The organism is Pseudomonas helleri (assembly GCF_009600315.1).
In the GTDB taxonomy this organism is placed as follows: Bacteria; Pseudomonadota; Gammaproteobacteria; order Pseudomonadales; family Pseudomonadaceae; genus Aquipseudomonas; species Aquipseudomonas helleri_A.
This window is the reverse complement of record NZ_WIWC01000011.1, coordinates 52,971-78,521: the sequence shown is the minus strand read 5'-3', so window position 1 is coordinate 78,521 and position 25,551 is coordinate 52,971. Positions and strand designations below refer to the sequence as shown.

Genomic DNA, 25,551 nt, shown 5'->3' with positions numbered 1-25,551 from the left:
CAAAAGATCATGGGTATTTTTGACTGGAAACACTGGATCGTCATTCTGGTAGTCGTGGTACTGGTCTTCGGCACCAAAAAACTGAAAAACCTGGGCACGGACGTCGGTGAATCGATCAAGGGCTTTCGCAAAGCCATGAACGACGACGATAAGCCTGCCGAGCCTGTGGTTCCGCCTGCACAGCCCACCGCTGCGCCGCAACCCCACACCACTTCGACGCTGAACGAGCCGCACACCATTGATGTGCAGGCGCAGAAAGTCGAAGAGCCGACCCGCAAAGACGTGTGAGCAGACTCTAATGTTTGGTATCAGCTTCAGTGAACTGCTGCTCGTTGGCCTGGTGGCCTTGCTGGTACTCGGCCCCGAGCGCCTGCCAGGAGCTGCACGCACGGCGGGCCTGTGGATCGGTCGTTTGAAGCGCAGTTTCAATGCGATCAAACAAGAAGTGGAGCGTGAAATCGGTGCCGACGAGATTCGTCGTCAGTTGCACAACGAGCACATTCTGTCGATGGAAGAGGAAGCCAAGAAGATATTGGCCCCGCTTCAGGACGCCGTAAAACCGCTCACGCCAAACCACACACCCGAGCCGTCAGTGCCTGTCGAAACGGTCAGCCATACGCCGATCAGCCTGAACAAGACGCCATCCGACACAGTGTCTCAACCGGCAGCGCCCCACGACCCCACCCTGCCACCGCGAGCCCCTTAAGCGCATGAGCGATAAGCCTGAACACGACCAGCCAATGCCGCTGGTCTCGCACCTGACTGAGCTGCGTACCCGTCTGTTGCGCTGCATCGCCGCGATTTTCATCATCTTCGCCGGCTTGTTCGCCTTCACTCAGCAGATCTACACCCTGGTTTCCACGCCCTTGCGTGAATACCTGCCGGTGGGCGCCACCATGATCGCCACTGATGTGGCCTCGCCCTTTCTGACGCCCCTGAAACTGACCATGATGGTGTCGCTGTTTATTGCGATTCCGGTGATCCTGCATCAGATCTGGGGCTTTATCGCGCCCGGCCTGTATAAGCATGAAAAACGCATTGCCGTGCCGCTGCTGGTTTCGAGCATCTTTCTGTTCTACGCCGGCATGGCCTTCGCTTACTTTCTGGTGTTCCCGCTGGTGTTCAAATTTTTCGCTGCCGCCACGCCCGAAGGCGTGGCCATGATGACCGACATCAGCAGCTACCTTGATTTCGTCATGACCTTGTTTTTCGCCTTTGGCGTGGCCTTTGAAATACCCGTGGCCGTAGTGCTGCTGGTGTGGATCGGCATTGTCGACGTCAAATACCTGCGCAAAATCCGCCCTTACGTGATCATCGGCTGCTTTGTGGTCGGGATGATTCTGACCCCGCCGGATATTTTCTCGCAGACCTTGTTGGCGATTCCGATGTGGATGCTGTTTGAGATTGGCATCCTGTTTGGCAGCCTGGTCAGCAAGAACAAGCGTGGCGACCACCCGGACGAGCAGTCCGAGCGTGATAACAACGCCCAACCGCCAGCGCCGCAAGCGTGAACCTGCTGCTCCTCGAAGAGGCTGACTTCATCGCTGACGACCGCGTCATCCTGCGCGACCGCCGTTTGACGCACATGCAGGACGTTCACCGCGCGGTGGTTGGCGACAACCTGCGAGTCGGACGTATTGGTGGCTTGATGGGCAATGCGCAGTTGCTGCGGCTGGAGGCCAAGGAAGCCGAACTGCAAATCCTCAGCCTTGACCAGCCACCGCCCGAAAAGCTGCCGCTGACCTTGATACTGGCCTTGCCACGCCCGAAGATGCTGCGCCGCGTCCTGCAAACCATCGCTTCGATGGGCGTCCCCAAAGTGGTGTTGGTCAACAGTTACCGGGTTGAAAAGAGCTTCTGGCAAACGCCATTCCTGGAGCCCGAAGCTATTCGCGAGCAGTTGATTCTGGGCTTGGAGCAGTCCCGCGACAGCGTACTGCCCGAGATTGTCATCGAAAAACGCTTCAAACCCTTCGTCGAAGACCGTCTGCCCGCGCTGGTTGAGGGCACATTGGGGCTGGTCGGCCATCCGGGCGATTACCCGGCGTGTCCACGGGGACTGGAACAGCCTGTGACCTTGGCCATTGGCCCTGAAGGCGGCTGGATTCCTTACGAAATCGACCTGCTGGCCAAGGCCGGTTTACAACCGGTGCAATTGGGCGCCCGTATCCTGCGGGTCGAAACCGCCGTCACCGCCCTGCTTGCCAGATTGTTCTGACTCTACCCCCTCTCGTAGTCGCTGCCGAAGGCTGCGAGATTGCCCAATACGAAGGTCCTGCGGACCTATCGCAGCCTTCGGCAGCGACTACAGGTGACGCTCGTCACACTTTAAAGCCAAGCGCCTACAGTTCCTCCCTAACAAGCCGATGCCTTCTGTAGGCAATGGACGGCTTGTCGTCGAGCCCATCAAAGGAGCGTCATCATGTACCGTCGGCTGGTTCAACTTCTCGGCAATATCAGCGTCAACCGCAAACTCAGTGTCAGCTTTGGCCTCGTGCTTGTTTTGACCTTGCTGATCGCGGCGACAGGCTGGAACGGACTGGTCTCGGTGATTGACCGGGGCGATAAACTGGCCAATCTTTCAAAGATCATCGGGCTGACCAAAGATTTGCGCATTGCTCGTCTCGACTATGAGCTGCAAGCAAGCGAAGCCAACCTGAACAACGTCAATAAGCACTTAGATGAACTGGACACTGCGCTTGAGACATCGCGCAATCAGCTTATTTCACCCGATGACATCGAGCTGGTGCAGCAGCAAGTGGCTGCCGTGAGCGACTACCGGCAGGCGTTGGCCAGTCTTGCTCAAGAGGGCGAACAGTCGATTGCGCGCATGCACCGCCAAGGTACTAACCTGATCGAGTTGAGCCAAAAGCTCTCCACACTGCAAGCCGCCAAGCGCGACCAGGACAGTGATCAGGCCAAACGTCTTCTGACAATCTGCACCGTGCTGGCCTTACTGGTAGGCATCATGGCCGCATGGGCCATCACCCGGCAGATCGTTATCCCGCTGCAACACACCCTCAAGACCGTCAGACGCGTAGCTGCCGGTGATCTGACGCAGGACACCCGTACGGATCGGCGCGACGAACTGGGCCAGCTTCAGCAAGCGGTCCAAGGCATGACCGAAGGCCTGCGCGAGTTGATTGGCGGCATCAGCGATGGCGTGACCCAGATTGCCAGCGCGGCTGAAGAACTCTCGGCCGTGACGGAACAAACCAGTGCCGGGGTCAACAGTCAGAAAGTTGAAACCGACCAGGTCGCCACCGCCATGCATGAAATGACTGCCACGGTGCAGGAAGTGGCGCGCAATGCTGAAGAAGCCTCGGAAGCGGCTGTGGCGGCGGATCAACAAGCACGCGAAGGCGACAAAGTGGTGGGCGAGGCGATTGCCCAGATTGAAAAACTGGCCATCGAAGTGGGTCACTCCACAGAAGCCATGAGCCATCTCAAGCGCGAAAGTGACAAGATTGGCAGTGTGCTTGATGTGATCAAATCTGTGGCCCAGCAAACCAACCTGCTGGCGCTCAACGCGGCCATCGAGGCGGCGCGCGCCGGTGAGGCAGGTCGTGGTTTTGCGGTGGTTGCCGACGAAGTGCGCAGCCTTGCCCAGCGCACACAAAAATCCACGGAAGAAATCGAAGAACTGATCGCCGGGTTGCAAAGCGGTACGTTGCAAGTCTCCAGCAGCATGGATAACAGCCGTGCCTTAACGGACAGCAGTGTTGAGTTGACTCGCCGTGCGGGTGAATCGCTGGGCAATATCAACCGCACCGTGTCGGCCATTCAGGCGATGAACCAGCAGATTGCGGCCGCCGCCGAGCAGCAAAGCGCCGTGGCCGAAGAGATCAACCGCAGTGTATTGAATGTCAGGGATGTGTCGGAACAGACCGCAGCGGCAAGTGAAGAGACTGCCGCGTCGAGTGTTGAGCTGGCGCGACTGGGCTCGCATCTGCAAGGGTTAGTGGGGCGGTTTAAAGTTTAAAAAAGCTGACCCTCACCCCAGCCCTCTCCCGGAGGGAGAGGGGGCTAAAGCCCAAAGCAGATCAGTCCCCTCTCCCTTTGGGAGAGGGTTAGGGTGAGGGGCTTTTAAAGCACCTGACGCAAAAACGCCTGAGCGCGCAGGTCTTTGGGTGCGTTGAAGAACGCTTCCGGCGCTGAATCTTCCAGTAATTTACCGTGGTCAAAGAACAACACGCGGTTCGCCACTTCTCGAGCAAAGCCCATTTCATGGGTCACGCAGACCATGGTCATGCCTTCGCGGGCCAAGGTCTTCATCACGTCCAGCACTTCACCGACCATTTCCGGGTCCAGCGCCGAGGTCGGCTCGTCGAACAACATCACCTTGGGGTCCATCGCCAACGCACGGGCAATCGCTACACGTTGCTGCTGTCCGCCCGAAAGCCGTGACGGGAACTCATTGGCCTTTTGCCCGATACCCACCTTTTCCAGCAGCTCGCGGGCCTTGGCCTCACGCTCGGCCTTGCCGCGCTTGCGCACCACTTTTTGCGCCAGGCAGAGGTTTTCCAACACGGTCATGTGCGGGAACAGGTTGAAATGCTGGAACACCATGCCGACTTCACGCCGATAGGCATTAACGTCGGTTTTCGGGTCGGCCAAATCCAGGCCGCCGATGCTGACCGAACCCGAGTCAAACTCTTCCAGCCCGTTCAGGCAACGCAGAAAGGTCGATTTGCCCGAACCGGACGGGCCAATCACCACCAGCACTTCGCCCTTGGCCACCGAGGTGCTGACGTTGTCCACCGCACGAACGATATGCCCGCGGGTATCGTAGATTTTTACCAGTTCGCGAACTTCAATCACTTTGCGCGAGCCTCCGCTCAAGCCGGCTGGCCAAATGCGACAGCGGCAGGTTAATCAACAGGTACAGGCCCGCGACGCAGAACAGAATTTCGAACGGCGAAAACGAGGTGGTGATGACTTCACGACCGCTTTTGAGCAGTTCGGTAATGGCAATCACCGACACCAGCGAGGTGTCTTTGACCAAGCTGATAAATTGCCCGGCCAGTGGCGGCAGCACGCGTTTGAACGCTTGCGGCAACACCACGTAACGCATCGACTGGCTGGCATTAAGCCCCAGCGAGCGCGCCGCTTCATTTTGCCCACGGGCGATGGACTGCACGCCCGAACGCACAATCTCGGCCACGTAGGCCCCGGTAAACAGCGACAGTGCGGCAATCCCGGCAAATTCGCGGGACAAGTTGAGCACCGTGCCAATAAAGAAATAGAAGATGAAAATTTGTACCAGCAGCGGTGTGCCGCGTACCAGTTCGACATACAACGTCGAAAGGTCACGCAGAGTCGGGTTATTCGACAACCGGCACAGCCCCGTGGCCAGCCCGATAATCAAGCCCAACACCCCGGATACCAGCGACAACCAGATGGTGGTCCACAACCCCAGCAACAACGGCCCGGCCGCCCAGTGCCGGGTCACGCCAACCACCTCACCTTCTTCTACATCGTCGCCTTCGGCCAGTTGCAGGCTGTTGTCGGCAACGGTGAGGCGTTGCTCTTGACCATCGTCGCCACGCAGCACGACTTCGGCTTTGCCGCCGTTGCGTATCACTTCAGTGACGGTGGAGGTTTCAGCGGCCCGCTGGGCTTCTTCTGCCTGATAGGCGAAGTATTGCGGTACCCGGTTCCAACGCCATTCATAGGACATCAGCGAAGTGGCGTAATACAACGCACCGGCCAGGCCGATGAGCACCAGCACGGTCAATACGTGCCAGGGCCATTGGGCTTTTTTCTGTTTGATCACTTAAATATTTCCGTAAAGGGCAGCGCGGTCTGCTATTTGTGGCCGCTGCCGAAGGCTGCGGCAGCGGCTACAGGGAACTGCGCTTATTCCATGTCTTTGAGCCAGGCGGTGTCTTTGAACCACTTGTCATGGATGCGATCGTAGGTGCCGTCTTCGTGGATCTGGTGCAGGAAGTTGTTGATGAAGTTGATGCTGTCGTAATCACCCTTCTTCAGACCAAAAGCCAAAGGTTCGTAGGTGAAAGGCTTGTCGAGAAACACCAGCTTGTCATTGCCGAACTTGTTCACGGCGACAACGTTGTAAGGCGCGTCGTAGACAAAGGCATCGGCCTTGCCATTGACCACGTCCAGAACGCCTTCAGGCTCATTGTCGTAGCCGTGGTATTGGGCTTTGGACATCAGCTTGCGAGCAACCATTTCGCCCGTGGTGCCGATTTTCGAGGTCAGGCGGTATTGCGGGTCGTTGAGGTCTTTGTAGGACTTGATCTTGTCAGCCAGTTCCTTGCGCACCAACAGGGTTTGACCCACAACGATGAAGGGTTCGCTGAAGTTCAGGCGCAGGTTACGCTCCTGCGTCAGGGTCATGCCGCTGCCGATCATGTCGAACTTGTTGGTCATCAACGCCGGGATGATGCCGTCATAACCGGTGGACACCAGCTCCAGCTTAACGCCCATGGACTTGGCCATGGCTTTGAGAATGTCGACTTCGAAACCAATGATCTGACCGCGTTTGTTGGTCATCTCGAACGGCATGTAAGTCGGGTCCATGCCCACCTTGAGCGTGCCGCGTTTAACGGCGTCATCAATAGCGCCTGCATGAGCGGTACTGATCGCCAATACCGCCGTGACCCCGACCAACAGTTTCGATAGAAACGCCTTCATCCTCACTCCCCTCACACGACTCAATTAAAGGTGTTGGCCTGGGCAAAAACCATAAACCCGGGCACTCACCTGTTCGGAGACGGATGCTACCCCACACAAGGGTAACGAGACGAGTTTTGAACGATAAAAGCGCGACAAGCGGGAGATAGCGCGCGCATAAAAACAAAACCCCGCCGAAGCGGGGTTTGTGTCTACATCAAGCCGCAGGCTGCAACGGCAATAAAGGCGCGTGGGCGTCGGCAGTCACCGACTCACGCCAGGCATTCAGCCAGTCTTCATGCGCTTCGTTCCATACCAGCGCGTGCAGGCGAGCCAGCGCCACAGGATCGCTCAACAACGCCATACGCTCGTTATTGGTAACTCCTTTAGGCCCTACTTTGAGCGCGTGACGCACCCGTTCAGTACGCAGCCACTCAATCGGCTCGGCCTCACGGTGACGCGAGGTCGCCAAAGCGCAAGCCAATGCGTTCTGTTGCGGGTCAACCACAGCCCGAACAAACCCGTCATGCAACGCGTGGTAGCGGTTTTCGACGGTGTATTCAGCCGTCGCCGACAATTCACGCGGCGGAGCGTATTCCTCAGGAATCAGGAACAGTTTCTCGTCACGCGCCTTCAGGCCCAGCTTGACCCGGCTGGAGATCACCGACACCGGGATCGACAGCATCAGCGAACCGACAATCGGCACCAGCCACCACAGGAAGCTTGGGTTCAACCACAACACCAAAGCAGCCCACGCGGCACCCAACAGGGTCTGCGGGCCATGACGACGTACCGCTTCGCTCCACGGCGTGGAGTCATCGTCACGTTGCGGTGAGTTCCAGGTCGCTGCCCAGCCGAGGAACGCGGCCAGTACAAAACGGGTGTGGAAGATCATGCGCACGGGCGCCAGCAGCACCGAGAAGAGCATCTCAAGCAGCATCGACAGCGTGACTTTGAACTTGCCGCCGAACTCCTTGGCGCCCTTGGCCCAAATCAGAATGATGCTGAGCAGTTTGGGCAGGAACAACAGGACGATCGTGGTCGAAAACAGCGCAACCGCTTTTTCCGGGTGCCATTGTGGCCACAGCGGATACAGCTGACGCGGTTCCATAAAGTACTGAGGTTCCATCAGCGTGTTGACCGCCAGCAGGGCCGTCGACAGCAGCAGGAAGAAGAACCACAACGGCGCTGACAGGTATGACATCACGCCCGTCAAGAACACCGCACGGTGAACCGGGTGCATGCCTTTAACCAGGAACAGGCGGAAGTTCATCAAGTTACCGTGGCACCAGCGGCGGTCACGCTTGAGTTCGTCCAGCAGGTTCGGCGGCAATTCTTCATAGCTGCCCGGCAGGTCGTAGGCAATCCACACACCCCAACCGGCACGGCGCATCAACGCGGCTTCAACGAAGTCGTGGGACAGGATCGCGCCCGCAAACGCGCCTTTACCCGGCAACGGCGCCAAGGCGCAATGCTCGATAAAAGGCTTCATGCGGATGATGGCGTTGTGGCCCCAGTAGTGGGATTCACCCAACTGCCAGAAGTGCAGACCGGCGGTGAACAGCGGCCCGTATACCCGGGTCGCAAACTGCTGCATGCGTGCGTACAAGGTGTCCATGCCCGACGCACGTGGCGCGGTTTGAATGATGCCGGCATCTGGCGTGGCTTCCATCAAGCGCACCAGGCTGGTCAAACATTCCCCGCTCATCACGCTGTCTGCGTCGAGCACCACCATGTACTTGTAATCGCCGCCCCAGCGACGGCAGAAGTCGTCGAGGTTGCCACTTTTACGTTTCACACGACGGCGACGACGGCGATAGAAAATCCGGCCGAAGCCTTCTGTTTCGCGGCAAACATCCAGCCAGGCCTGTTGCTCGGCGACACAAATGTCAGGATCGTTACTGTCACTGAGAACGAAGAAGTCGAAGCGATCCAGGTCGCCCGAGGCTGCGACCGATTCGTAGGTCGCCCGCAAACCAGCGAATACGCGGGTCACGTCTTCGTTACAGATCGGCATGACCAGTGCGGTACGCGCCTGCTCAGGAATCGGCTCATTGCCAGCGCTGGCGCCGGAAATGCGGTATTTGTCGTGCCCGGTCAGCAGCTCAAGGAAGCCCATCAAGGCCGTCCAGAAACCCGCCGATACCCAACAGAACAAAATCCCGAAGAGGATCAAAATACTGGTTTGCAGGGCATAAGGCAGCACTTGCACCGCTGTTTGCATCAACGGCTGGTGCAGCACTTCGTCCAGGTCAACGAACGACCAGCCCTGATACGGCATGATGCCTTTCATGTACCAGCCGGCCACGATGGTTTGACCCAGCATCAGCACCAGCAGGATGTAACGGCGGATCGAACCCACCGTACGCCAGCGGGCCTTGGGCAAAACGCGCTCGTCAATGGCCGGATTGGGCGGATTGCTACGCCCGGTCAGGCGCCGCCAACCGCGTACCAGAATATTAGTACGCCACGGCTCAGGCACCACTTTGGTGCGCTTGATCGGTGGCGTGGCCTTGAGCATCACCCGGCCGCTGGCATCGAGCACAAGCATTTCTGCTTCTTCGAGTTCAGCTGCCGAAGTCAGTTTAAGGCGCGAGCCCACCGAGGCCTCTGCGGCCTCGGCGGTGTCCAGGTCGGTTTGCGCCGACAACCGTGCGTGCAGTTCGTCGAACGACGTGCAGTCGGCCAGTTCGGCGCGCTGCTCCTCGCTCAGTGGCAGGTGCGCCAGGTACTCGGCAAGCGAGTCTGGCCGGGCTTGAACATTACTCATCGCTAGGCAACTGGTAGCTCCAGGTCTCGGTCAGGACTTTTTCAGTCTTCACCGGTTCCAGGGTGGCGGAGGTAGCGTCGGCCGCAGGGGCTTTGGCGTCCTTGGCGTGCTTGTCATGAGCCTTTGCCGCGGCTTTCTCAGCCTTGGTTGCAGGCGCTGCCGGCTTGGCCGCCGGGGCTTGCTCGACATCCTGAACCAGCGCAGCACGCATTTCTGTGGCCTTGCTCGGGTCTTTGACTTTCAACCGAAGGGTCAAGCGCCAGCCCTTGGTTTCAGGGTTGTAACGCACGTTGTTTTCAACCAGTTCAGCATTGTCGCCGACGCTGACTTGGCTGCGCACTGCGGCGTCTTCAGGCAAGGCGCTCAGCGATGGGCCTTTGAAGTCGATCAGATAAGCCACGCTGCCGTCCGGCTGACGGATCAGGTTGGATTGCTTGACGTCGCCGGTCGAGCGCAGGGTTTGCTCAACCCAGGCGCTGTCAGTCGGGTGCAACGCGGCTTCGTCCAGCGTCCAGTGCAGGCGGTAGGCGAAGTCGAAAGGCTTGAGTGGCTCAGGCAGAGTCGCCGGGCTCCAGAACGCAACGATGTTGTCGTTGGTTTCGTCGGCAGTCGGAATTTCTACCAGGTCAACGGAGCCTTTGCCCCAATCACCTTGCGGCTCGATCCACGCGCTTGGGCGCTTGTCGTAACGGTCATCGAGGTCTTCGTAATTGCTGAAGTCACGGTCACGTTGCAGCAAGCCGAAACCACGCGGGTTTTCAACGGCGAAGTTGCTGACCGACAAGTGTTTCGGATTGTTCAGCGGGCGCCAGATCCACTCGCCGTTGCCGGCATGAATGGCCAGACCCGACGAATCGTGCAGTTCGCGGCGGTAGTTCAGCACTTTGGACGGCTGGTTCGCGCCGAACAGGTACATGCTGGTCAGCGGAGCGATGCCCAGCTTGCCCACCTTGTCACGCAGGAACATTTGCGCTTTCACGTCGACCACGGTGTCTACACCTGGACGCAGGGTAAAGCGGTAGGCGCCGGTGGCACGTGGCGAATCCAGCAAGGCAAAGATCACCAGATGCTTGTCACCCGGCTTTGGCTTCTCGATCCAGAACTCGGTGAAACGCGGAAACTCTTCGCCAGAGGGCAATGCGGTGTCGATTGCCATGCCACGGGCCGACAGGCCGTAGGTTTGACCTTTGCCCACAACGCGGAAGTAACTCGCGCCCAGCATGGTCATGATTTCGTCCTGCTTATCCGCCTTGTTGATCGGATACAGCACGCGGAAACCAGCCCAGCCCAGGTTTTCAGTGGCTTTGGGGTCGAATTTGACGTCGCCGAAATCGAAACGACTCGGGTCGTACTTGATCTCTTCAACCTTGGTGGCGGTCACTTCATTGATTTTCACCGGCGTGTCGAAGTGCATGCCCTGGTGATAGAAGGACAGCTTGAACGGTGTTTTATCGCCCGCCCATTGAGCCTTGTCGCGGTTGAACTGAATTTTTTGATAGTCCGCGAACTTCATGTCGCGGAACTCGTTGGGCAAATTGCTGCGCGGTGCTTGGTATTTCTGTGAGGCGAGGGTTTTAGCCTCTGCCGCCACGTCATCCAGACTGAAGGCCCACAGTTGACCCGCACCGAGCAAGCAGAAAAGCGCTGAGCCCGTCACCAGTGCGTTGCGTAACCGCTTGGCAGACATTTTTGGTGCATTTAATGGTCTAACAATCACGAGCAACCTCGCCGAAAACAGATGATGAAACCAACGGCCAGCGATCTACATGCCGGGTTGGCGAGCACTGTTCCGACTGCTCAGGGGAAGAATAATTCCTTTGGCGCGTCGGATTAGCCTCTGTGTAACGTGGGATTATCTAGCAGCCCGCGTGACAACGCATCTACTGTCAGCAAGTATTTCACGTGAAAAACCACTGTTTTCACGTGAAAACAGGGTTTTTTAACGTTTTAAGTTTGTAACAGAAACGTAACAGGCCCGTCGTTGACCAAATGCACCTGCATGTCGGTGCCAAAACGCCCGGATGCGACCGTTGGATGAAGCCGTTTGGCCTCACTGAGCAGGTGGTTGAATAACGTTTCGGCCAGTGCAGGCGGGGCTGCCGTAGAGAAGCTTGGCCGCAGGCCACTTTGAGTGTCGGCGGCCAACGTGAATTGCGATACCAGTAGCAACCCTGCGCCCACATCACTTAAAGAAAGGTTCATCTTGCCGTCGGCATCACTGAACACCCGATAGTTGAGCAGCTTGTGCAACAGCTTGGCGGCATTGGCTGGCGTGTCACCGGGTTCGACGGCGACCAGCACCAGCAAACCCTGATCAATGGAACCAACAACCTCTCCTGCTACCTCTACCCGTGCGCCCGTCACACGCTGTAAAAGCCCCTTCATGCTTCGTCCGGCTGCAAGTTGAGCAGGCTTCGCGCCATTTGTTCGGTGGCACGCACCAAGGCATCGGTGATGCCCGGCTCAGAGGCCACGTGCCCAGCTTCGCGAATCACTTGCAGTTCGCTGCCCGGCCACGCTTGATGCAGCGCCCAGGCGTTATCCAGCGGGCAGATCATGTCGTAACGTCCATGCACGATCACGCCCGGCAAGTGGGCAATCTTGTGCATGTCGCGCAACAGTTGATTGGGTTCCAGAAAGGCATTGTTCACAAAGTAATGGCATTCGATCCGGGCAATGGACAGTGCCCGATGCGGATCGCAGAAGCGCTCAACCACTTGCGGGTTGGGTCGCAACGTTGCAGCACGGCCTTCCCAGGTCGACCACGCCTTGGCGGTGTGCATCTGAGCAATCTGGTCGTTGCCTGTGAGGCGTTTGTGAAAAGCGTTCAGCAGGTCGTGGCGTTCGTCCTCGGGAATAGGCGCGATGTAATCTTGCCAATAGTCCGGAAAAATCCGGCTGGCGCCCGCTTGATAAAACCATTCGATTTCTTGCGGCCGGGCCAGGAATATCCCGCGCAGAATCAGGCCATGAACGCGTTCTGCATGGCTTTGTGCATAGGCCAGCGCCAGCGTGGAACCCCATGAGCCGCCAAACAGCACCCACTTGTCGATGTTCAGGAACAGACGAATCCGCTCCATGTCGGCGACAAGATCCCACGTTGTATTGCGATCAAGACTGGCGTGAGGCGTTGAGCGTCCGCACCCGCGCTGATCGAACGTAATGATGCGGTACACGCCCGGATCGAAATAACAGCGGCTATTGGCATCGCAGCCCGACCCCGGCCCGCCGTGGATAAACACCACCGGCAAGCCGTCAGGTGTACCGCTTTCGTCAACGTACAGCACATGCGGCCCGTCAACGGCCAGTTCATGCCGGGCGTAAGGTTTGATCTGCGGGAACAAGGTCTGCATTACGCACTCCATGGGGAAGGCTGGAAAATGTTGCCGTCTGGCATCATAAACCCGATTGTCGGAATGAGCATTCGCTTAGTCGGGGTATGGACTTGGGATTGGCGGCGCATGCCTGCCCTCACCCCAACCCTCTCCCAAAGGGAGAGGGGGCTGATTTGTACAAAACTTGAAACCGCCACTATTAAGTCCCCTCTCCCTCCGGGAGAGGGTTAGGGTGAGGGGCTTTTGTGTTCAGCGCCCCACTCAATCATCCGCCCCAGCAATTGCTTAAGCACCCCCTGCGTTGGCCCCGCCAGGTCTTCCCGGTAGTTGAACGGCTCAAACTCCTCCATATAGGTGCACTGCGCCAACTCCAGCTGCACCGCATGGATGTTTTCCACAGGGCGGCCGTAATAACGCGTGATATGCCCGCCCTTGAAACGCCCATTCAGCACATGGCTGTACGCCGGATGCTGCGCACAGATCGCTTCAAGCTCATGAGCCAACCCCGGATCGCAGCTCAACCCACTAAAAGTACCCACATTGAAATCCGGTAAGCGCCCGTCAAATAAAAGCGCTACGCGCGAACGAATCGAATGCGCATCAAACAACAGGGCATAACCGAACTCGTTCTTCAGGCGCTCCAATTCCTGCTGCAAAGTCTGGTGATAAGGCTTCCAGATCAACTCAAGGTACGTCGCACGCTCTTGAGCGCCAGGCGCTTGCCCTTCACGGAACAGCGGCACGCCACTAAACAGAATGGCCGGAAACAACCCCGTGGTCGCCCCCACGTAGAGCGGCGCATCGTCTTCAGGACGATTAAGGTCGATCACAAAGCGTGAGTACTCAGCCGCCAACGTACTGGCGCCCAGCTCTGCTGCACACTCATAGAGCCGTGGCATATGCCAATCGGTGTCCGGCAAGCTACGCGCCTCATCCACCAGCCCGGCCTCGACCGCAGGCGTCAACTTCAAGCCCGCGTGGGGCATGCTGATCAGCAAGGGCACTCGGCCTTGTTTGAATGTCAGTACCTTGTCCACAACCGTCTCCTAACGCTCAACACCCTTTTGTACAACGAGTTTGTCCAGATCGCCGCCCAACCAATAGGACAGGTCTGCCGGACGATCTATGTTCCAGGCCACAAAGTCGGCCACTTTGCCCGGCTCCAGCGAACCGTGGGTTTCTCCCATGCCCAACGCCGTCGCCGCATGCAAAGTAACGCCTGCCAGGGCTTCTTGCGGGGTCATGCGAAACAAGGTGCACGCCATGTTCATCATTAGACGCAGCGACAACGCTGGCGATGTCCCCGGATTAAGGTCACTGGCAATGGCGATTTTCACCCCGTGCTTGCGCAAGGCATCCATCGGCGGTTGCTGCGTTTCACGCAAAAAGTAGAACGCGCCCGGCAACAGCACCGCCACGGTGCCCGCGCGGGCCATTGCAATGGCATCTTCTTCAGTCATGAATTCCAGATGGTCCGCCGACAGCGCCCGATAGCGCGCCGCCAAACTGGAACCGTGTAAGGACGATAACTGCTCGGCATGCAGTTTGACGGGCAAGCCCATTTGCCTTGCCGCCGTGAACACGCGTTCAACCTGCGCAGGGGAAAAGGCCAGGTACTCGCAGAACGCATCCACCGCGTCCACCAACCCTTCAGCCGCCAGCGCAGGCAGCATTTCGGTGCAGATATGCTCTATATAGTCGTCAGCACGATCCTTGTATTCCGGCGGCAATGCATGGGCCGCCAGACAAGTGCTGCGCACAGTGACCGGCAACTCGGCGCCCAGACGACGAATCACCCGCAACATCTTGCGTTCGCTCTCAAGGCTCAAGCCATAACCGGATTTGATCTCGACGCTGGTTACACCGTCACGCAGCAAACACGCCAGACGTTGTCGGGCACTGTCGAACAACTCATCTTCTGTCGCCGCCCGGGTCGCACGCACAGTGCTGGCAATGCCGCCGCCCGCCGCCGCGATGTCGGCGTAGCTCACCCCTTGCAGGCGCTGCTCGAATTCGTCGCTGCGGTTGCCCCCAAATACCGCATGGGTATGGCAATCGATCAGGCCCGGCGTCACCCAGGCACCTTCCAGCCCGTGGGTCTGTGCGTATTCGGCCTCTGGTACATGCACCCGCGGGCCGATCCACTCAATAAACCCCTCGTACGTCACGATGGCCGCGTCTTCGATAATCGAGTAAGCGCCATCAGCCATAGTCGCAATATTGCAGTGTTGCCAAAGGGTTTTCATTCAATCGGTCCTTGTTTGAGACGCCATTCTTTGACACTACAGACTAGGCAATACGCCAGTCGGTATCAGAGTGTTCAGACTGCGGGTGACCAGCAGGTGCAGGGCGATCTCTATATCCGGGGCAAAAAAACGATCTTTGTCGTAGTGCGCGACTTTGCTGCGCAGGGTGGAGCGGGCCATTTCGAGCTTGGCGGAAGTTTTCAGGCCGCCACGCAGGTCCAAGCCCTGACACGCCGCCAACCATTCAATAGCCAATACACCGCGTACATTTTCAGCCATTTCCCACAAACGCTTGCCCGCAGACGGGGCCATTGATACGTGGTCTTCCTGATTGGCCGAGGTCGGAATGCTGTCGACGCTGTGAGGGTGGGCCAACGCCTTGTTCTCGCTGGCCAAGGCGGCGGCGGTGACTTGGGCGATCATAAAACCAGAGTTGACCCCGCCATTGGCCACCAGAAACGGCGGCAGTTGCGACATGTGCTTGTCCATCATCAACGAAATGCGACGCTCGCTCAGCGCCCCAATTTCGGCAATCGCCAGCGCCATATTGTCAGCCGCCATGGCGACCGGTTCGGCGTGGAAGTTACCACCGGAGACCACATCACCCTGCTCGGCGAACACCAGCGGGTTATCCGACACGGCATTGGCTTCAATGCCCAGCACCTCGGCGGCCTGCCGCAACTGGGTCAGGCACGCGCCCATTACTTGAGGCTGACAGCGCAGCGAATAGGGGTCTTGCACCTTGTCGCAATTTTTATGCGACAAGGACACTTCACTGCTCGCGCCCAACAGGTCGCGGTACATGCCCGCCACATCGATTTGCCCGCGCTGGCCACGCGCCTCGTGAATGCGAGCGTCGAACGGCGAGCGCGAACCCAGTACGGCTTCCACCGTCAAACTGCCGCAGGTGATCGCGGCTGCAAATACATCTTCTGCCTCAAACAGACCGCGCAAAGCGTAGGCCGTTGACACCTGCGTGCCATTAAGCAGGGCCAGCCCTTCCTTGGCCGCCAGTGTCAGCGGCTCAAGCCCGGCTTGTTTCAGGGCGCTGACCGCATCCAGCCATTCGCCCCGATAACGCGCTTTGCCCTCGCCCAGCAGCACCAGCGACATATGTGCCAAGGGTGCCAAATCGCCGGAAGCACCCACCGAGCCTTTCAGCGGAATATGCGGATACACCTGAGCATTGATCAGGGCGATCAATGCATTGATCACAACGCGGCGAATCCCTGAGTAACCACGGCTCAAGCTGTTGACCTTGAGCACCATGATCAAGCGCACCAATGCATCGCTGATCGGCTCGCCAATGCCGGCCGCGTGGGAAAGTACCAATGAACGCTGAAGGTTTTCCAGATCTTCACTGGCGATTTTGGTCGAAGCCAGCAAGCCAAAACCGGTATTGATGCCATAGGTCGTGCGGTGTTCGGCAAGAATCTGCTCAACGCACGCCACACTGGCATCAATCGGTGCGCTGGCGCAGTCGTCCAGACGAAGGCTTACCGGTTGCTGATAAATGTCACGCAGTTGAGCAAGGCTCAACTGGCCGGGGATCAAATTTAGCTCAAACACGGTGGACTCCTTGGCGAAATGAAAAAACCGCGATGTAGCCGCTGCCGCAGGGTTCGCGCTCTTCAGCAGCGGCTACGAGCCTGGCTAATCATCGGCAGGTTCAAGCCTTGTTCCTTGGCGCAGTCGATGGCGATGTCATAACCCGCATCCGCATGGCGCATCACCCCCGTGGCCGGGTCGTTGTGCAACACGCGCGCAATGCGTTCGGCTGCTTCGTCGGTGCCGTCACACACAATGACCATGCCCGAATGCTGCGAGAAGCCCATGCCCACCCCACCGCCGTGGTGCAAAGACACCCACGTCGCACCGCTGGCGGTATTGAGCAAGGCGTTGAGCAGCGGCCAATCGGACACCGCGTCCGAGCCGTCTTGCATCGCCTCGGTTTCGCGGTTCGGGCTGGCCACCGAGCCGGAATCCAGATGGTCGCGGCCAATCACGATGGGGGCTTTCAACTCGCCACTGCGCACCATTTCGTTGAAGGCCAACCCCAGTTTGGCGCGCTGACCCAAGCCGACCCAGCAGATGCGCGCCGGCAAGCCCTGAAAGCTGATGCGCTCGCGGGCCATGTCCAGCCAGTTGTGCAAATGGGCATCGTCCGCGATCAGTTCTTTGACCTTGGCGTCGGTTTTGTAAATGTCTTCGGCCTCACCCGACAACGCGACCCAACGGAAGGGGCCGACACCTCGGCAGAACAGAGGGCGGATATAGGCGGGTACAAAGCCCGGAAAGTCGAAGGCGTTTTCGACGCCCACATCTTTAGCCATCTGACGAATGTTATTGCCGTAATCGAAGGTCGGAATGCCGGCTTTCTGAAAGGCCAGCATGGCTTGCACATGCTCACCCATTGACGCCTTGGCGGCTTTGACCACCGCTGCCGGGTCGGTCACGGCGCGGGCGCGGTATTGCTCCCACGTCCAGCCTTTGGGCAGGTAGCCGTTGAGCGGATCGTGAGCGCTGGTTTGATCGGTGACCATGTGCGGGCGCACGCCACGGCGAACCATTTCAGGGAGCAGTTCGGCGGCGTTGCCACACAGGGCGATGGAAATCGCCTTGCCTTCGCCGGTGTAGGTCGCGATACGTGCCAGTGCGTCATCCAGATCTGTGGCTTGTTCATCGACATAGCGGGTGGCCAGGCGGAAATCGATACGGCTTTGCTGACATTCGATGTTCAACGAGCATGCCCCGGCCAGGGTAGCGGCCAACGGTTGCGCACCTCCCATGCCGCCCAGTCCTGCGGTCAGCACCCATTTGCCTTTGAGGCTGCCTTTGTAATGCTGGCGACCGGCTTCTACGAAGGTTTCGTACGTGCCCTGCACAATCCCCTGACTGCCGATATAGATCCAGCTGCCCGCCGTCATCTGCCCGTACATGGCCAGGCCTTGGGCGTCGAGCTCGTTAAAGTGCTCCCACGTGGCCCAATGCGGCACCAGATTGGAATTGGCGATCAGCACCCGGGGCGCGTTGCTGTGGGTTTTGAACACACCTACCGGCTTCCCCGACTGCACCAGCAGGGTTTCGTCATCGTTGAGGTGAGTCAGGCTTTCGACGATTTTGTCGTAGCACTCCCAGTTACGCGCTGCCCGACCAATACCGCCATACACCACCAACTCCGTCGGGTTCTCGGCCACTTGCGGGTCGAGGTTGTTCATCAGCATCCGCAACGGTGCTTCGGTCATCCAGCTTTTTGCCGTGAGCTGAGTGCCACGGGCGGCGCGAATTTCGCCCTCGCGGTGACGGGTGAAACCGGCAGACACGTGTGGGGTGGTTGACGTCACGGGGCACTCCTCAACGATGGGCAGAGGCGCTGAATGAGATAGGTCATGCGCCCCTATTAACTTGTACATACAAGCATATGCAAGTAAATGACCAACGCCAGCGAAGGGCCCAACAAATTATTCAGACCCGACGTGAAGCCCGTGAATCAAGGCGTGGGACATATCTGGCTCAACCCAACGGTATAAATATGAGGTGTTACTGGAGAGGGATTGGCATTTTTTTGAGGCAGTCGGTAACAGGTTGGGGCGCGCAAAAGAGCTTCAAGCGTCGTCCTTTTATTGACTAAAGCGCCCTTCAAGCCGATGACGGGAACCGGGATGAATCAATCGGGCTGCGGTGACAGGCTGACGCCCTGACCAGGTACGACGACGAATCAGCAAGCAGGGCTCACCCGGCTCGATGTGCAGCATTACGCATTCTTGCGGGTCAGCCAGAATCGCTTCGACCACGTGCTCGCCCTCCGTCAGGGGGGCGACTTGAGACAAGTAGACGTAGGGGGTTTGTACGGTGAAGTCTTGCTTGAGGTAGTCCGGCGCCACGAGGGCGTTGACGAAACGATCCTCGATTTGCACGGCAACACCGTTTTCGTAATGCACGATCAACGAATGAAACACCTTCTGCCCTTCGCGCATGCCGAGCGCCGCAGCACGTTCCGAGCCGGCAGTTTCTTCCGTCAGGCTGATGACTTTGCAACTGTGCAGATGCCCGCGAGCCGCAATTTCATCGGCGATGTTGTTCACTTCAAACAATGCAGACTGGGTTTTTGGCTCGGCCACGAAGGTGCCTACACCCTGCATGCGCACCAACAAACCGTCGGCGGTCATTTCGCGCAGCGCCCGGTTAATGGTCATGCGGCTGAACCCCAACTGGCTGACCAGTTCGCTTTCGGAGGGCACACGGTGATGCGGTGGCCAGTTTCCACTCTGGATTTGATGAGTAATCATCTGCTTTACACGGGCGTAAAGTGGCGCTGGGCTATCGCCCACGTGGGCAGCCAGCGAGGGCACGACGGGCGAAGTCGACACAGACAATCCTTGTTGAGACATGAGGGACGCAGCTTGCCGGAGTTTACCGAGCAGGCAAACGTCCGTATATGTATATACAAATTACAAGCAGGGGGGTGCCGATGTCCGTCTTCTTCGCCGAACGTGCGCTGTTACCCACAGGTTGGGCGACCAATGTCCGAATCGTGGTCGGCACCGATGGCCGCCTGACTCAGGTACAGGCCGATACGCACGGGCAAGGCGCTCATCACGTGAAGGGCCCACTGCTGCCCGGCATGCCTAATCTGCATTCCCATGCGTTTCAACGCGCCATGGCCGGGCTGGCCGAAGTGGCAGGCAACCCCAATGACAGCTTTTGGACATGGCGTGATTTGATGTACCGCCTTGTCGGTAAAATCAGCCCCGAACAGCTCGGCGTAATTGCCCGCCAGCTGTACATCGAAATGCTCAAGGCCGGTTACACCTCAGTGGCCGAGTTCCATTACGTGCACCATGAGGTTTCTGGCCAGCCTTATGCCAACCCGGCAGAACTGGCGCTGCGCATCAGCGAGGCTGCCCGCTCGACGGGCATCGGCCTGACATTGCTGCCGGTGCTCTATAGCCATTCAGGTTTTGGCGCTCAGGCCCCGAATGACAGCCAGCGGCGTTTTATCAACAGCACCGATCAATACCTGAGGTTGCAGCAACAGTTACAGCCGCTGCTGGCGCAACAGCCTGCACAACATGTCGGACTGTGCTTTCACTCGTTGCGCGCCGTTACCCCCGAACAGCTTCACGAGGTGTTGCGCGCCAGCGATACACGTTGCCCGGTGCATATCCATATTGCCGAGCAGCAAAAGGAAGTCGACGACTGCCTGAGCTGGAGTGGCAAACGCCCGATTCAATGGCTGTATGACAACGTTGAGGTCAATCAGCGCTGGTGTCTGGTGCATGGAACTCACGCCAACGCCGATGAAGTGCGCCTTATGGCACAGAGCCAAGCGGTGGCCGGGCTTTGCCTGACCACCGAAGCCAATTTGGGCGACGGTATTTTCCCCGCGGTGGATTACCTCGCCCAAGGCGGGCGAATGGGGATTGGTTCAGACAGCCACGTTTCAGTGAGCGTGGTCGAAGAATTGCGCTGGCTGGAATACGGACAGCGCCTGCGTGATCAACGGCGCAATCGGCTGTACCGCAGTGACCAGCCGATGGTCGGCCGCACGTTGTTTGACGCCGCGCAGGCAGGCGGCGCACAAGCGCTGGGCCAACCCGTTGCCGGGCTAGCGGTAGGCCAGCGCGCCGATTGGCTGGTGCTCGATGGCAATGACCCCTATCTGGCCACTGCGCAAGACGACGCCATTCTCAATCGATGGCTATTCGCCGGAGGCGACCGTCAGGTGCGCGACGTATGGGTCAATGGCCAGCAGGTGGTGCGCGACGGCCGCCACGCCGATGAAGAGGCGAGCTGCCGCAACTTCACCCGCGTCCTGCGCGAATTACTGGGATAAAACCTGCAGATGTTGCTCAGCCCATTCCCGCACTTCGGCATAGGGGTAGTTTTCCAATGCCGCGAAGCCCGGAATGGCACGCGCTTTCATTTTGGTGAACATCGGTACGCTGATCCCGCACAGGAAACGGGTCAAGCGTTCGGCCGGGGGATAACTTGCCGTGTATTCCTGATGCCTGTGGATAAAAGCGCCACACTGGGCGTCGAAGTTTTTATCCACAAGCGGCGTTAACGGTGGCGGCTCCGGCAATTGCGCCACCTGCCCGGCACACACTGAACAGTGCCCACACTGCTGCGGTGCTTGCTGGTCACCAAAGTACTGCGCCAACCGGTAACTGAGGCACGTGTCACTGGAAAACAGCGCCAGCATGGCGTGAATTCGCACAATCTCGCCGCGCTCATGGGCGCTGAAATATTGATGAAGCTCCAGACTCAGCGCCTCGGCATCAACCTGCGACACCAACAGGCTGTACACCTCGGTCATCTGTTTGCTTTCCAGCTCGATCCAGCCTTTTTCCTGGAAATAATCCAGCGCTTTGACCACTCGATTACGGTCGGCCTGGTGCTGGTTATACAGCGCGTCGAAATTGACCGTGGCCCAGGTACGGGCACGGGTGGAGGTCTGAATAATGGCCGACACAAACTGTTGTCGCTCACCCTCAAAACGCGCCAGTAACGCCTCGGGCTCAATAAGAAATTTGAAACGGTATTCAGCGAAGTAGGCATAACGTGGGGCAATCAGCCCGCGCAGTTCCAGTTGCACCAACAAGGTTTTGAGCGGCAGCTGGCGGATATTGCTCTTGTCCGAAAGCGGCAGCAGCATGAACTCCCACTGCCCTTCGGGAATTGCCGCACGCAACTCGTCCAGCACGTAGCGAATCCCTTGCAGTTCGGGCGTGTCGCCGTACACAAAGTTTTCCAGCACGTTAAGGCTGTCACGGTTAGCCAGCACCAGACAGTCCGACGGTTGACCATCACGCCCGGCGCGGCCGATTTCCTGACTGTAGTTTTCAATCGACTTGGGCAAATCGAAATGCACCACGTTGCGAATATCACTTTTATCGATGCCCATCCCGAACGCGATCGTGGCGACGATGCAGTTCAGTTGGCCATCCATAAACTGGCGTTGAATATGTTCGCGCTGATCGTGGGGCATGCCGGCGTGGTAGGCGTGCGCGCCGATACCGTGTCGGCTGAGGTGTTCGGCGATCTGCTCGGCGGTTTTTTGCAGGGTGACGTACACAATACTTGGCTGATCGATGCGCTCACCCATCCACTGCACCAGACGCTCGCGCTTGGCCGCGCCGGTCACCGGTTCAACCCACAGATTGAGGTTGGCGCGGTAAAACCCGGTGGTTATGACATCCGACTCGGCAATGGCGAACTTGGCCTGCATATCCGCAATCACATTCGGCGTGGCGGTGGCGGTCAGCAGCAAGGCTTGCGGGATATTGAACTGACGCTGGTAGTCGGGCAGCTTGAGGTAATCCGGGCGAAAATTGTGGCCCCATTCGGAAATGCAGTGCGCTTCGTCCACCACCAACAAGGAAATGGGCACTTGCTGCAAAAAGTTACGGAAGCGCTCGTTCTTCAACCGCTCGACCGAAATCATCAAAATTTTCAGCTCACCGGCTTTGGCCTTGGCCATCACCGCGCTTGCGTCTTCGCGGCTCTGCGCCGAGTCGATACTGGCTGCAGCGATACCGTGGCGCTGCAAAAACGCCAGCTGATCCTGCATCAGCGCCAACAGCGGTGACACCACCAGCGTCAGGTGCGGCAACATCAAGGCCGATAGCTGGTAGCACAATGACTTGCCCGAACCTGTCGGGAAAATAGCCGCCGCTGAGCGCCCGGCCAGCACGGCACTGACGACCGCCTCTTGCCCGGCGCGAAACTGTGTAAAACCGAAAACCTGTTCCAGGGTGTTGTACATCACTGTCACTCCATTGACCGCTGCAAAGCGCTGCATGCTAATGCGCGGATGTGCAGGCGATCGAGAATAGGTCGGGGGCAAATTGAGAGGGGATGATACAGGGCTGGGACACAAGGTATTGGATACCCTCGGTCAGATGTAAACGCAAAGTTTGGCAACATCTGGATTTTGCCCTTATGATTTATTGTGCATACGATAAATCCATGCAAATAACCTATGACCCCCAAAAGCGCAACAAGACGCTGATCGAGCGAGCACTCGATTTTGCTGACGCCGAAGCCGTGTTTGCTGGTCATCACTTTACCGCTGAGGACCTGCGACACAATTACGGCGAAGTCCGGTTCATCAGCATAGGTCTGCTACAGGGACGCGTGGTTGTGCTGGTGTGGACACCGCGCGGCGAGGTTCGCCGTATTATTTCCATGAGGAAAGCCAATGAGCGCGAACAAGCACTCTACGCACATCGAATGGGCTGACCCCGATGATGCACCAGAACTGACAGACGAGTTCTTCGCCGCGGCTGATGAGCTGCAAGGTTCGCAATTGATCAAACGCGGACGACCTAAAGCTGACAAAGTTCTGAAACGCATCACGATCCGGCTTGAGCCAGACGTGGTGGAGCAATTCAAGGCCTCTGGGCCGGGCTGGCAAACGCGCATGAATGCAGCATTGGCTGACTGGCTGAAAACTCACTCGCCCGACGAGTTGTCTTGAAACCCTAGTGGACGTTCGATCATGAAACTAGCCCCCACCCTGCCGGACACCCCTGCCCTGCGCGAACTCATGCAGGTGCTGCATGAAGAAATCGGTCTGCCTGAGCACAAGGCCGTTAGCCTGCAAACTTCCATCAACCTGGATCTGGGCTGCAACGGCAGCGATGCCCAGCACTTGATGGAAACGCTGGAACAGCACTTTGGCCTGGAGCTGACGGATTACGATGCGTATCGTTATTTCCAGCCTGCGGGAAACGACCCGCACCTCAAGCGCAAAGCCAAAGGCCGCGAGGGTAAAGTGCCGCTCACCATTGGCATGTTGTACCAAGCCATCAATGCCGGGCATTGGGATACCCAAACGCTGGAAGCCTGAATCGCAGGTACAAAAAAGCCGCCCTTTCAGGCGGCTTTTTCATGACTCAGACACTGACCGAAGGTTTACGCCTTCGGGCCAGCTGCCTTGATCGCGTCGCTGACGTCGAACTTCTTGAAGTTCTCGACAAACAGGCCAGCCAAGGCTTTGGCCGCTTCGTCGTAGGCCGCTTTGTCTTCCCACGTGTTGCGTGGGTTGAGCAAAACAGTGTCAACACCCGGAACGGTCTTCGGCACGTCCAGATTGATGATGTCCAGGTGCTCGGTTTCTGCGCCAATCAGCGCACCGCTCTGGATCGCTGCAATCACTGCACGGGTGGTCGGAATGTTGAAACGCTTGCCCACGCCGTAGCCACCGCCGGTCCAACCGGTGTTAACCAGATAAACCTTGGAGCCGAAACCACGGATACGCTTGATCAGCAGCTCAGCGTACTCGCCCGCCGGACGCGGGAAGAACGGTGCGCCGAAGCAGGTGGAGAACGTCGACTTGATGCCGCTGCCCGACCCCATTTCAGTCGAACCCACCAACGCGGTGTAACCCGACAGGAAGTGGTAGGCGGCTTGTTCTTCGCTGAGGATCGAAACCGGTGGCAGCACGCCTGTCAGGTCGCAGGTCAGGAAGATCACCGCATTAGGCTCGCCGCCCAGGTTCTTCTCGGAACGCTTGGCAACGTGCTCCAGCGGGTAAGCCGCACGGCTGTTCTGGGTCAGGCTGACATCGGCATAGTCAGGATGTTTGGCGTCGTCGATAACGACGTTTTCCAGCACGGCGCCGTGCTTGATGGCTTTCCAGATAACCGGCTCGTTCTTCTCGGACAAGTCGATGCACTTGGCATAGCAACCGCCTTCGATGTTGAACACCACACCTTCGCCCCAACCGTGTTCGTCATCACCGATCAGGTAACGGCTTTCATCAGCGGACAGGGTGGTTTTGCCAGTGCCGGACAGACCGAAGAACAGGGTCACGTCGCCTTCTTCGCCGATATTGGCAGCGCAGTGCATCGGCAGTACGTCAGCCGCAGGCAACAGGAAGTTCTGTACCGAGAACATGGCTTTTTTCATTTCACCGGCGTAACGCATACCGGCGATCAGCACTTTTTTCTGGGCGAAGTTGATGATCACGCAACCGTCAGAGTTAGTGCCATCACGCTCAGGTACGCACTCAAAATTGGCCACATTGAGCACTTGCCACTCTTCGCGACCGGCCGGGTTGTACTGGGCCGGGTTGATGAACAGGCAACGACCGAACAGATTCTGCCAGGCAGTCTGGGTGGTCATTTTCACGGCCAGGTAGTGGTCTTCGGACGCACCTACATGCACGTGGGAAACGAAATGCTCTTGCGCGTTGTTGAACGCCTCTACGCGGTCCCACAGGGCATCGAACTTGTCGGCCGGGAACTTGCGGTTGATCGGGCCCCAGGCGATTGCGGCCTGAGTGGTCGGCTCTTCTACGATGAAGCGGTCAGCAGGTGAACGACCGGTACGGTGGCCCGTTTTAACAACCAGTGCGCCATTGTCGGCAAGCTCGCCTTCACCACGGCTCAGGGCTTCTTTGACCAGATCGTCGATGCTCAGATCGGTGTACACGGCGTTATTAGCTTGCGTCATGAGGTTCCCCGTCGGCCATTGGCCGATTGCGCCAAACGTTTTGTAGTAGAAAAGTTTGCACTACTACCGCGAAAAAAGTGGGGCGGATTATGCCAGAAAAGCC

Annotated in this window: 23 protein-coding genes; 9 read left to right on the top strand and 14 right to left on the bottom strand. The window is 58.2% G+C overall.

What is annotated here, in order from left to right; translation table 11 throughout:
• The first annotated feature begins 9 nt into the window (after positions 1 to 9).
• From GHN86_RS09470 to GHN86_RS09450, 5 genes are all read left to right on the top strand, one after another.
• A complete protein-coding gene (locus GHN86_RS09470) occupies positions 10 to 288 on the top strand; it encodes a twin-arginine translocase TatA/TatE family subunit (RefSeq protein ID WP_153378085.1) in 279 nt (92 codons plus the stop codon).
• Positions 289 to 298: 10 nt separating this feature from the next.
• Positions 299 to 706: a Sec-independent protein translocase protein TatB gene (gene tatB / locus GHN86_RS09465; RefSeq protein WP_153378086.1), complete on the top strand. Its 408-nt coding sequence runs from the start codon at positions 299 to 301 to the stop codon at positions 704 to 706.
• 4 nt (positions 707 to 710) lie between these two features.
• Positions 711 to 1,511 (top strand): twin-arginine translocase subunit TatC, encoded by an 801-nt coding sequence (tatC, locus tag GHN86_RS09460; protein ID WP_153378087.1) that lies wholly within the window; start codon positions 711 to 713, stop codon positions 1,509 to 1,511.
• Complete coding sequence (locus tag GHN86_RS09455; protein WP_323369223.1) at positions 1,508 to 2,218, top strand: 16S rRNA (uracil(1498)-N(3))-methyltransferase; 711 nt, start codon at positions 1,508 to 1,510, stop codon at positions 2,216 to 2,218. The genes tatC and GHN86_RS09455 overlap by 4 nt, the downstream gene beginning before the upstream one ends.
• Before the next feature lie 204 nt (positions 2,219 to 2,422).
• Entirely contained in the window at positions 2,423 to 3,982 is a 1,560-nt protein-coding gene (locus tag GHN86_RS09450; RefSeq protein WP_153378088.1) for a methyl-accepting chemotaxis protein, read from the top strand.
• Between the two features lie 104 nt (positions 3,983 to 4,086).
• Here GHN86_RS09450 and GHN86_RS09445 read toward each other — a convergent pair whose 3' ends face one another.
• The 12 genes from GHN86_RS09445 to hutC all read right to left on the bottom strand — a co-directional run bounded on the left by GHN86_RS09445 (position 4,087) and on the right by hutC (position 19,276).
• Positions 4,087 to 4,821: an amino acid ABC transporter ATP-binding protein gene (locus GHN86_RS09445; protein WP_323369224.1), complete on the bottom strand. Its 735-nt coding sequence runs from the start codon at positions 4,819 to 4,821 to the stop codon at positions 4,087 to 4,089.
• On the bottom strand, positions 4,814 to 5,773 hold the full coding sequence (locus tag GHN86_RS09440) for an amino acid ABC transporter permease (protein WP_397462740.1): 960 nt from the start codon (positions 5,771 to 5,773) through the stop codon (positions 4,814 to 4,816). The genes GHN86_RS09445 and GHN86_RS09440 overlap by 8 nt, the downstream gene beginning before the upstream one ends.
• 86 nt (positions 5,774 to 5,859) lie before the next feature.
• Positions 5,860 to 6,657, bottom strand: coding sequence for a transporter substrate-binding domain-containing protein (locus GHN86_RS09435; protein WP_153378090.1), 798 nt, complete (start codon positions 6,655 to 6,657; stop codon positions 5,860 to 5,862).
• Positions 6,658 to 6,853: 196 nt separating this feature from the next.
• Positions 6,854 to 9,406 carry a glucans biosynthesis glucosyltransferase MdoH gene (mdoH, locus tag GHN86_RS09430; RefSeq protein WP_153386472.1) on the bottom strand — a complete coding sequence of 851 codons (2,553 nt, stop codon included), beginning with the start codon at positions 9,404 to 9,406 and terminating at the stop codon, positions 6,854 to 6,856.
• Complete coding sequence (locus GHN86_RS09425; RefSeq protein ID WP_323369226.1) at positions 9,399 to 11,123, bottom strand: glucan biosynthesis protein G; 1,725 nt, start codon at positions 11,121 to 11,123, stop codon at positions 9,399 to 9,401. The genes mdoH and GHN86_RS09425 overlap by 8 nt, the downstream gene beginning before the upstream one ends.
• Before the next feature lie 230 nt (positions 11,124 to 11,353).
• Positions 11,354 to 11,791: a D-aminoacyl-tRNA deacylase gene (gene dtd / locus GHN86_RS09420; protein ID WP_153378093.1), complete on the bottom strand. Its 438-nt coding sequence runs from the start codon at positions 11,789 to 11,791 to the stop codon at positions 11,354 to 11,356.
• A complete protein-coding gene (pip, locus tag GHN86_RS09415; RefSeq protein ID WP_153378094.1) occupies positions 11,788 to 12,759 on the bottom strand; it encodes a prolyl aminopeptidase in 972 nt (323 codons plus the stop codon). The genes dtd and pip overlap by 4 nt, the downstream gene beginning before the upstream one ends.
• Positions 12,760 to 12,968: 209 nt before the next feature.
• On the bottom strand, positions 12,969 to 13,778 hold the full coding sequence (hutG, locus tag GHN86_RS09410; RefSeq protein ID WP_323369227.1) for an N-formylglutamate deformylase: 810 nt from the start codon (positions 13,776 to 13,778) through the stop codon (positions 12,969 to 12,971).
• A 9-nt stretch (positions 13,779 to 13,787) separates the two neighbouring features.
• Positions 13,788 to 14,987, bottom strand: coding sequence for an imidazolonepropionase (gene hutI, locus GHN86_RS09405; RefSeq protein ID WP_153378095.1), 1,200 nt, complete (start codon positions 14,985 to 14,987; stop codon positions 13,788 to 13,790).
• A gap of 36 nt (positions 14,988 to 15,023) precedes the next feature.
• Positions 15,024 to 16,556 (bottom strand): histidine ammonia-lyase, encoded by a 1,533-nt coding sequence (gene hutH / locus GHN86_RS09400; RefSeq protein WP_323369228.1) that lies wholly within the window; start codon positions 16,554 to 16,556, stop codon positions 15,024 to 15,026.
• A gap of 62 nt (positions 16,557 to 16,618) precedes the next feature.
• Complete coding sequence (gene hutU / locus GHN86_RS09395; protein WP_323369236.1) at positions 16,619 to 18,310, bottom strand: urocanate hydratase; 1,692 nt, start codon at positions 18,308 to 18,310, stop codon at positions 16,619 to 16,621.
• A 297-nt stretch (positions 18,311 to 18,607) separates the two neighbouring features.
• Positions 18,608 to 19,276: a histidine utilization repressor gene (gene hutC / locus GHN86_RS09390; RefSeq protein WP_397462741.1), complete on the bottom strand. Its 669-nt coding sequence runs from the start codon at positions 19,274 to 19,276 to the stop codon at positions 18,608 to 18,610.
• Positions 19,277 to 19,458: 182 nt separating this feature from the next.
• Between hutC and GHN86_RS09385 the strand changes: the two genes are divergently transcribed.
• Positions 19,459 to 20,823 carry a formimidoylglutamate deiminase gene (locus GHN86_RS09385; RefSeq protein WP_153386470.1) on the top strand — a complete coding sequence of 455 codons (1,365 nt, stop codon included), beginning with the start codon at positions 19,459 to 19,461 and terminating at the stop codon, positions 20,821 to 20,823.
• Here GHN86_RS09385 and GHN86_RS09380 read toward each other — a convergent pair.
• Positions 20,812 to 22,755 carry a RecQ family ATP-dependent DNA helicase gene (locus GHN86_RS09380; protein ID WP_153386468.1) on the bottom strand — a complete coding sequence of 648 codons (1,944 nt, stop codon included), beginning with the start codon at positions 22,753 to 22,755 and terminating at the stop codon, positions 20,812 to 20,814. The two genes, GHN86_RS09385 and GHN86_RS09380, sit on opposite strands and share 12 nt — an antisense overlap.
• 203 nt (positions 22,756 to 22,958) lie before the next feature.
• Between GHN86_RS09380 and GHN86_RS09375 the strand changes: the two genes are divergently transcribed.
• The 3 genes from GHN86_RS09375 to GHN86_RS09365 are packed head-to-tail and all read left to right on the top strand — an operon-like array spanning position 22,959 to position 23,841.
• Positions 22,959 to 23,231 (top strand): BrnT family toxin, encoded by a 273-nt coding sequence (locus GHN86_RS09375; protein WP_153378099.1) that lies wholly within the window; start codon positions 22,959 to 22,961, stop codon positions 23,229 to 23,231.
• Positions 23,191 to 23,469 (top strand): BrnA antitoxin family protein, encoded by a 279-nt coding sequence (locus GHN86_RS09370; RefSeq protein WP_153378100.1) that lies wholly within the window; start codon positions 23,191 to 23,193, stop codon positions 23,467 to 23,469. The genes GHN86_RS09375 and GHN86_RS09370 overlap by 41 nt, the downstream gene beginning before the upstream one ends.
• 21 nt (positions 23,470 to 23,490) lie before the next feature.
• Positions 23,491 to 23,841, top strand: coding sequence for a DUF1493 family protein (locus GHN86_RS09365; RefSeq protein WP_153386466.1), 351 nt, complete (start codon positions 23,491 to 23,493; stop codon positions 23,839 to 23,841).
• A gap of 65 nt (positions 23,842 to 23,906) precedes the next feature.
• Here the strand turns inward: GHN86_RS09365 and GHN86_RS09360 are convergent, their stop codons facing one another.
• Positions 23,907 to 25,448 carry a phosphoenolpyruvate carboxykinase gene (locus tag GHN86_RS09360; RefSeq protein ID WP_153378102.1) on the bottom strand — a complete coding sequence of 514 codons (1,542 nt, stop codon included), beginning with the start codon at positions 25,446 to 25,448 and terminating at the stop codon, positions 23,907 to 23,909.
• Positions 25,449 to 25,551 lie beyond the last annotated feature (103 nt).

Excerpts from the sequence above, each read along its gene's own strand:
- GHN86_RS09380 (WP_153386468.1), bottom strand. The coding sequence starts at position 22,755 with ATGTACAACACCCTGGAACAGGTTTTCGGTTTTACACAGTTTCGCGCC.
- tatB (WP_153378086.1), top strand. The coding sequence starts at position 299 with ATGTTTGGTATCAGCTTCAGTGAACTGCTGCTCGTTGGCCTGGTGGCC.
- pip (WP_153378094.1), bottom strand. The coding sequence starts at position 12,759 with ATGCAGACCTTGTTCCCGCAGATCAAACCTTACGCCCGGCATGAACTG.
- dtd (WP_153378093.1), bottom strand. The coding sequence starts at position 11,791 with ATGAAGGGGCTTTTACAGCGTGTGACGGGCGCACGGGTAGAGGTAGCA.
- hutC (WP_397462741.1), bottom strand. The coding sequence starts at position 19,276 with ATGATTACTCATCAAATCCAGAGTGGAAACTGGCCACCGCATCACCGT.
- GHN86_RS09385 (WP_153386470.1), top strand. The coding sequence starts at position 19,459 with ATGTCCGTCTTCTTCGCCGAACGTGCGCTGTTACCCACAGGTTGGGCG.
- GHN86_RS09360 (WP_153378102.1), bottom strand. The coding sequence starts at position 25,448 with ATGACGCAAGCTAATAACGCCGTGTACACCGATCTGAGCATCGACGAT.
- mdoH (WP_153386472.1), bottom strand. The coding sequence starts at position 9,406 with ATGAGTAATGTTCAAGCCCGGCCAGACTCGCTTGCCGAGTACCTGGCG.
- GHN86_RS09365 (WP_153386466.1), top strand. The coding sequence starts at position 23,491 with ATGAAACTAGCCCCCACCCTGCCGGACACCCCTGCCCTGCGCGAACTC.
- GHN86_RS09470 (WP_153378085.1), top strand. The coding sequence starts at position 10 with ATGGGTATTTTTGACTGGAAACACTGGATCGTCATTCTGGTAGTCGTG.
- hutI (WP_153378095.1), bottom strand. The coding sequence starts at position 14,987 with ATGAAAACCCTTTGGCAACACTGCAATATTGCGACTATGGCTGATGGC.
- GHN86_RS09450 (WP_153378088.1), top strand. The coding sequence starts at position 2,423 with ATGTACCGTCGGCTGGTTCAACTTCTCGGCAATATCAGCGTCAACCGC.
- GHN86_RS09435 (WP_153378090.1), bottom strand. The coding sequence starts at position 6,657 with ATGAAGGCGTTTCTATCGAAACTGTTGGTCGGGGTCACGGCGGTATTG.
- GHN86_RS09370 (WP_153378100.1), top strand. The coding sequence starts at position 23,191 with ATGAGCGCGAACAAGCACTCTACGCACATCGAATGGGCTGACCCCGAT.
- tatC (WP_153378087.1), top strand. The coding sequence starts at position 711 with ATGAGCGATAAGCCTGAACACGACCAGCCAATGCCGCTGGTCTCGCAC.
- GHN86_RS09375 (WP_153378099.1), top strand. The coding sequence starts at position 22,959 with ATGCAAATAACCTATGACCCCCAAAAGCGCAACAAGACGCTGATCGAG.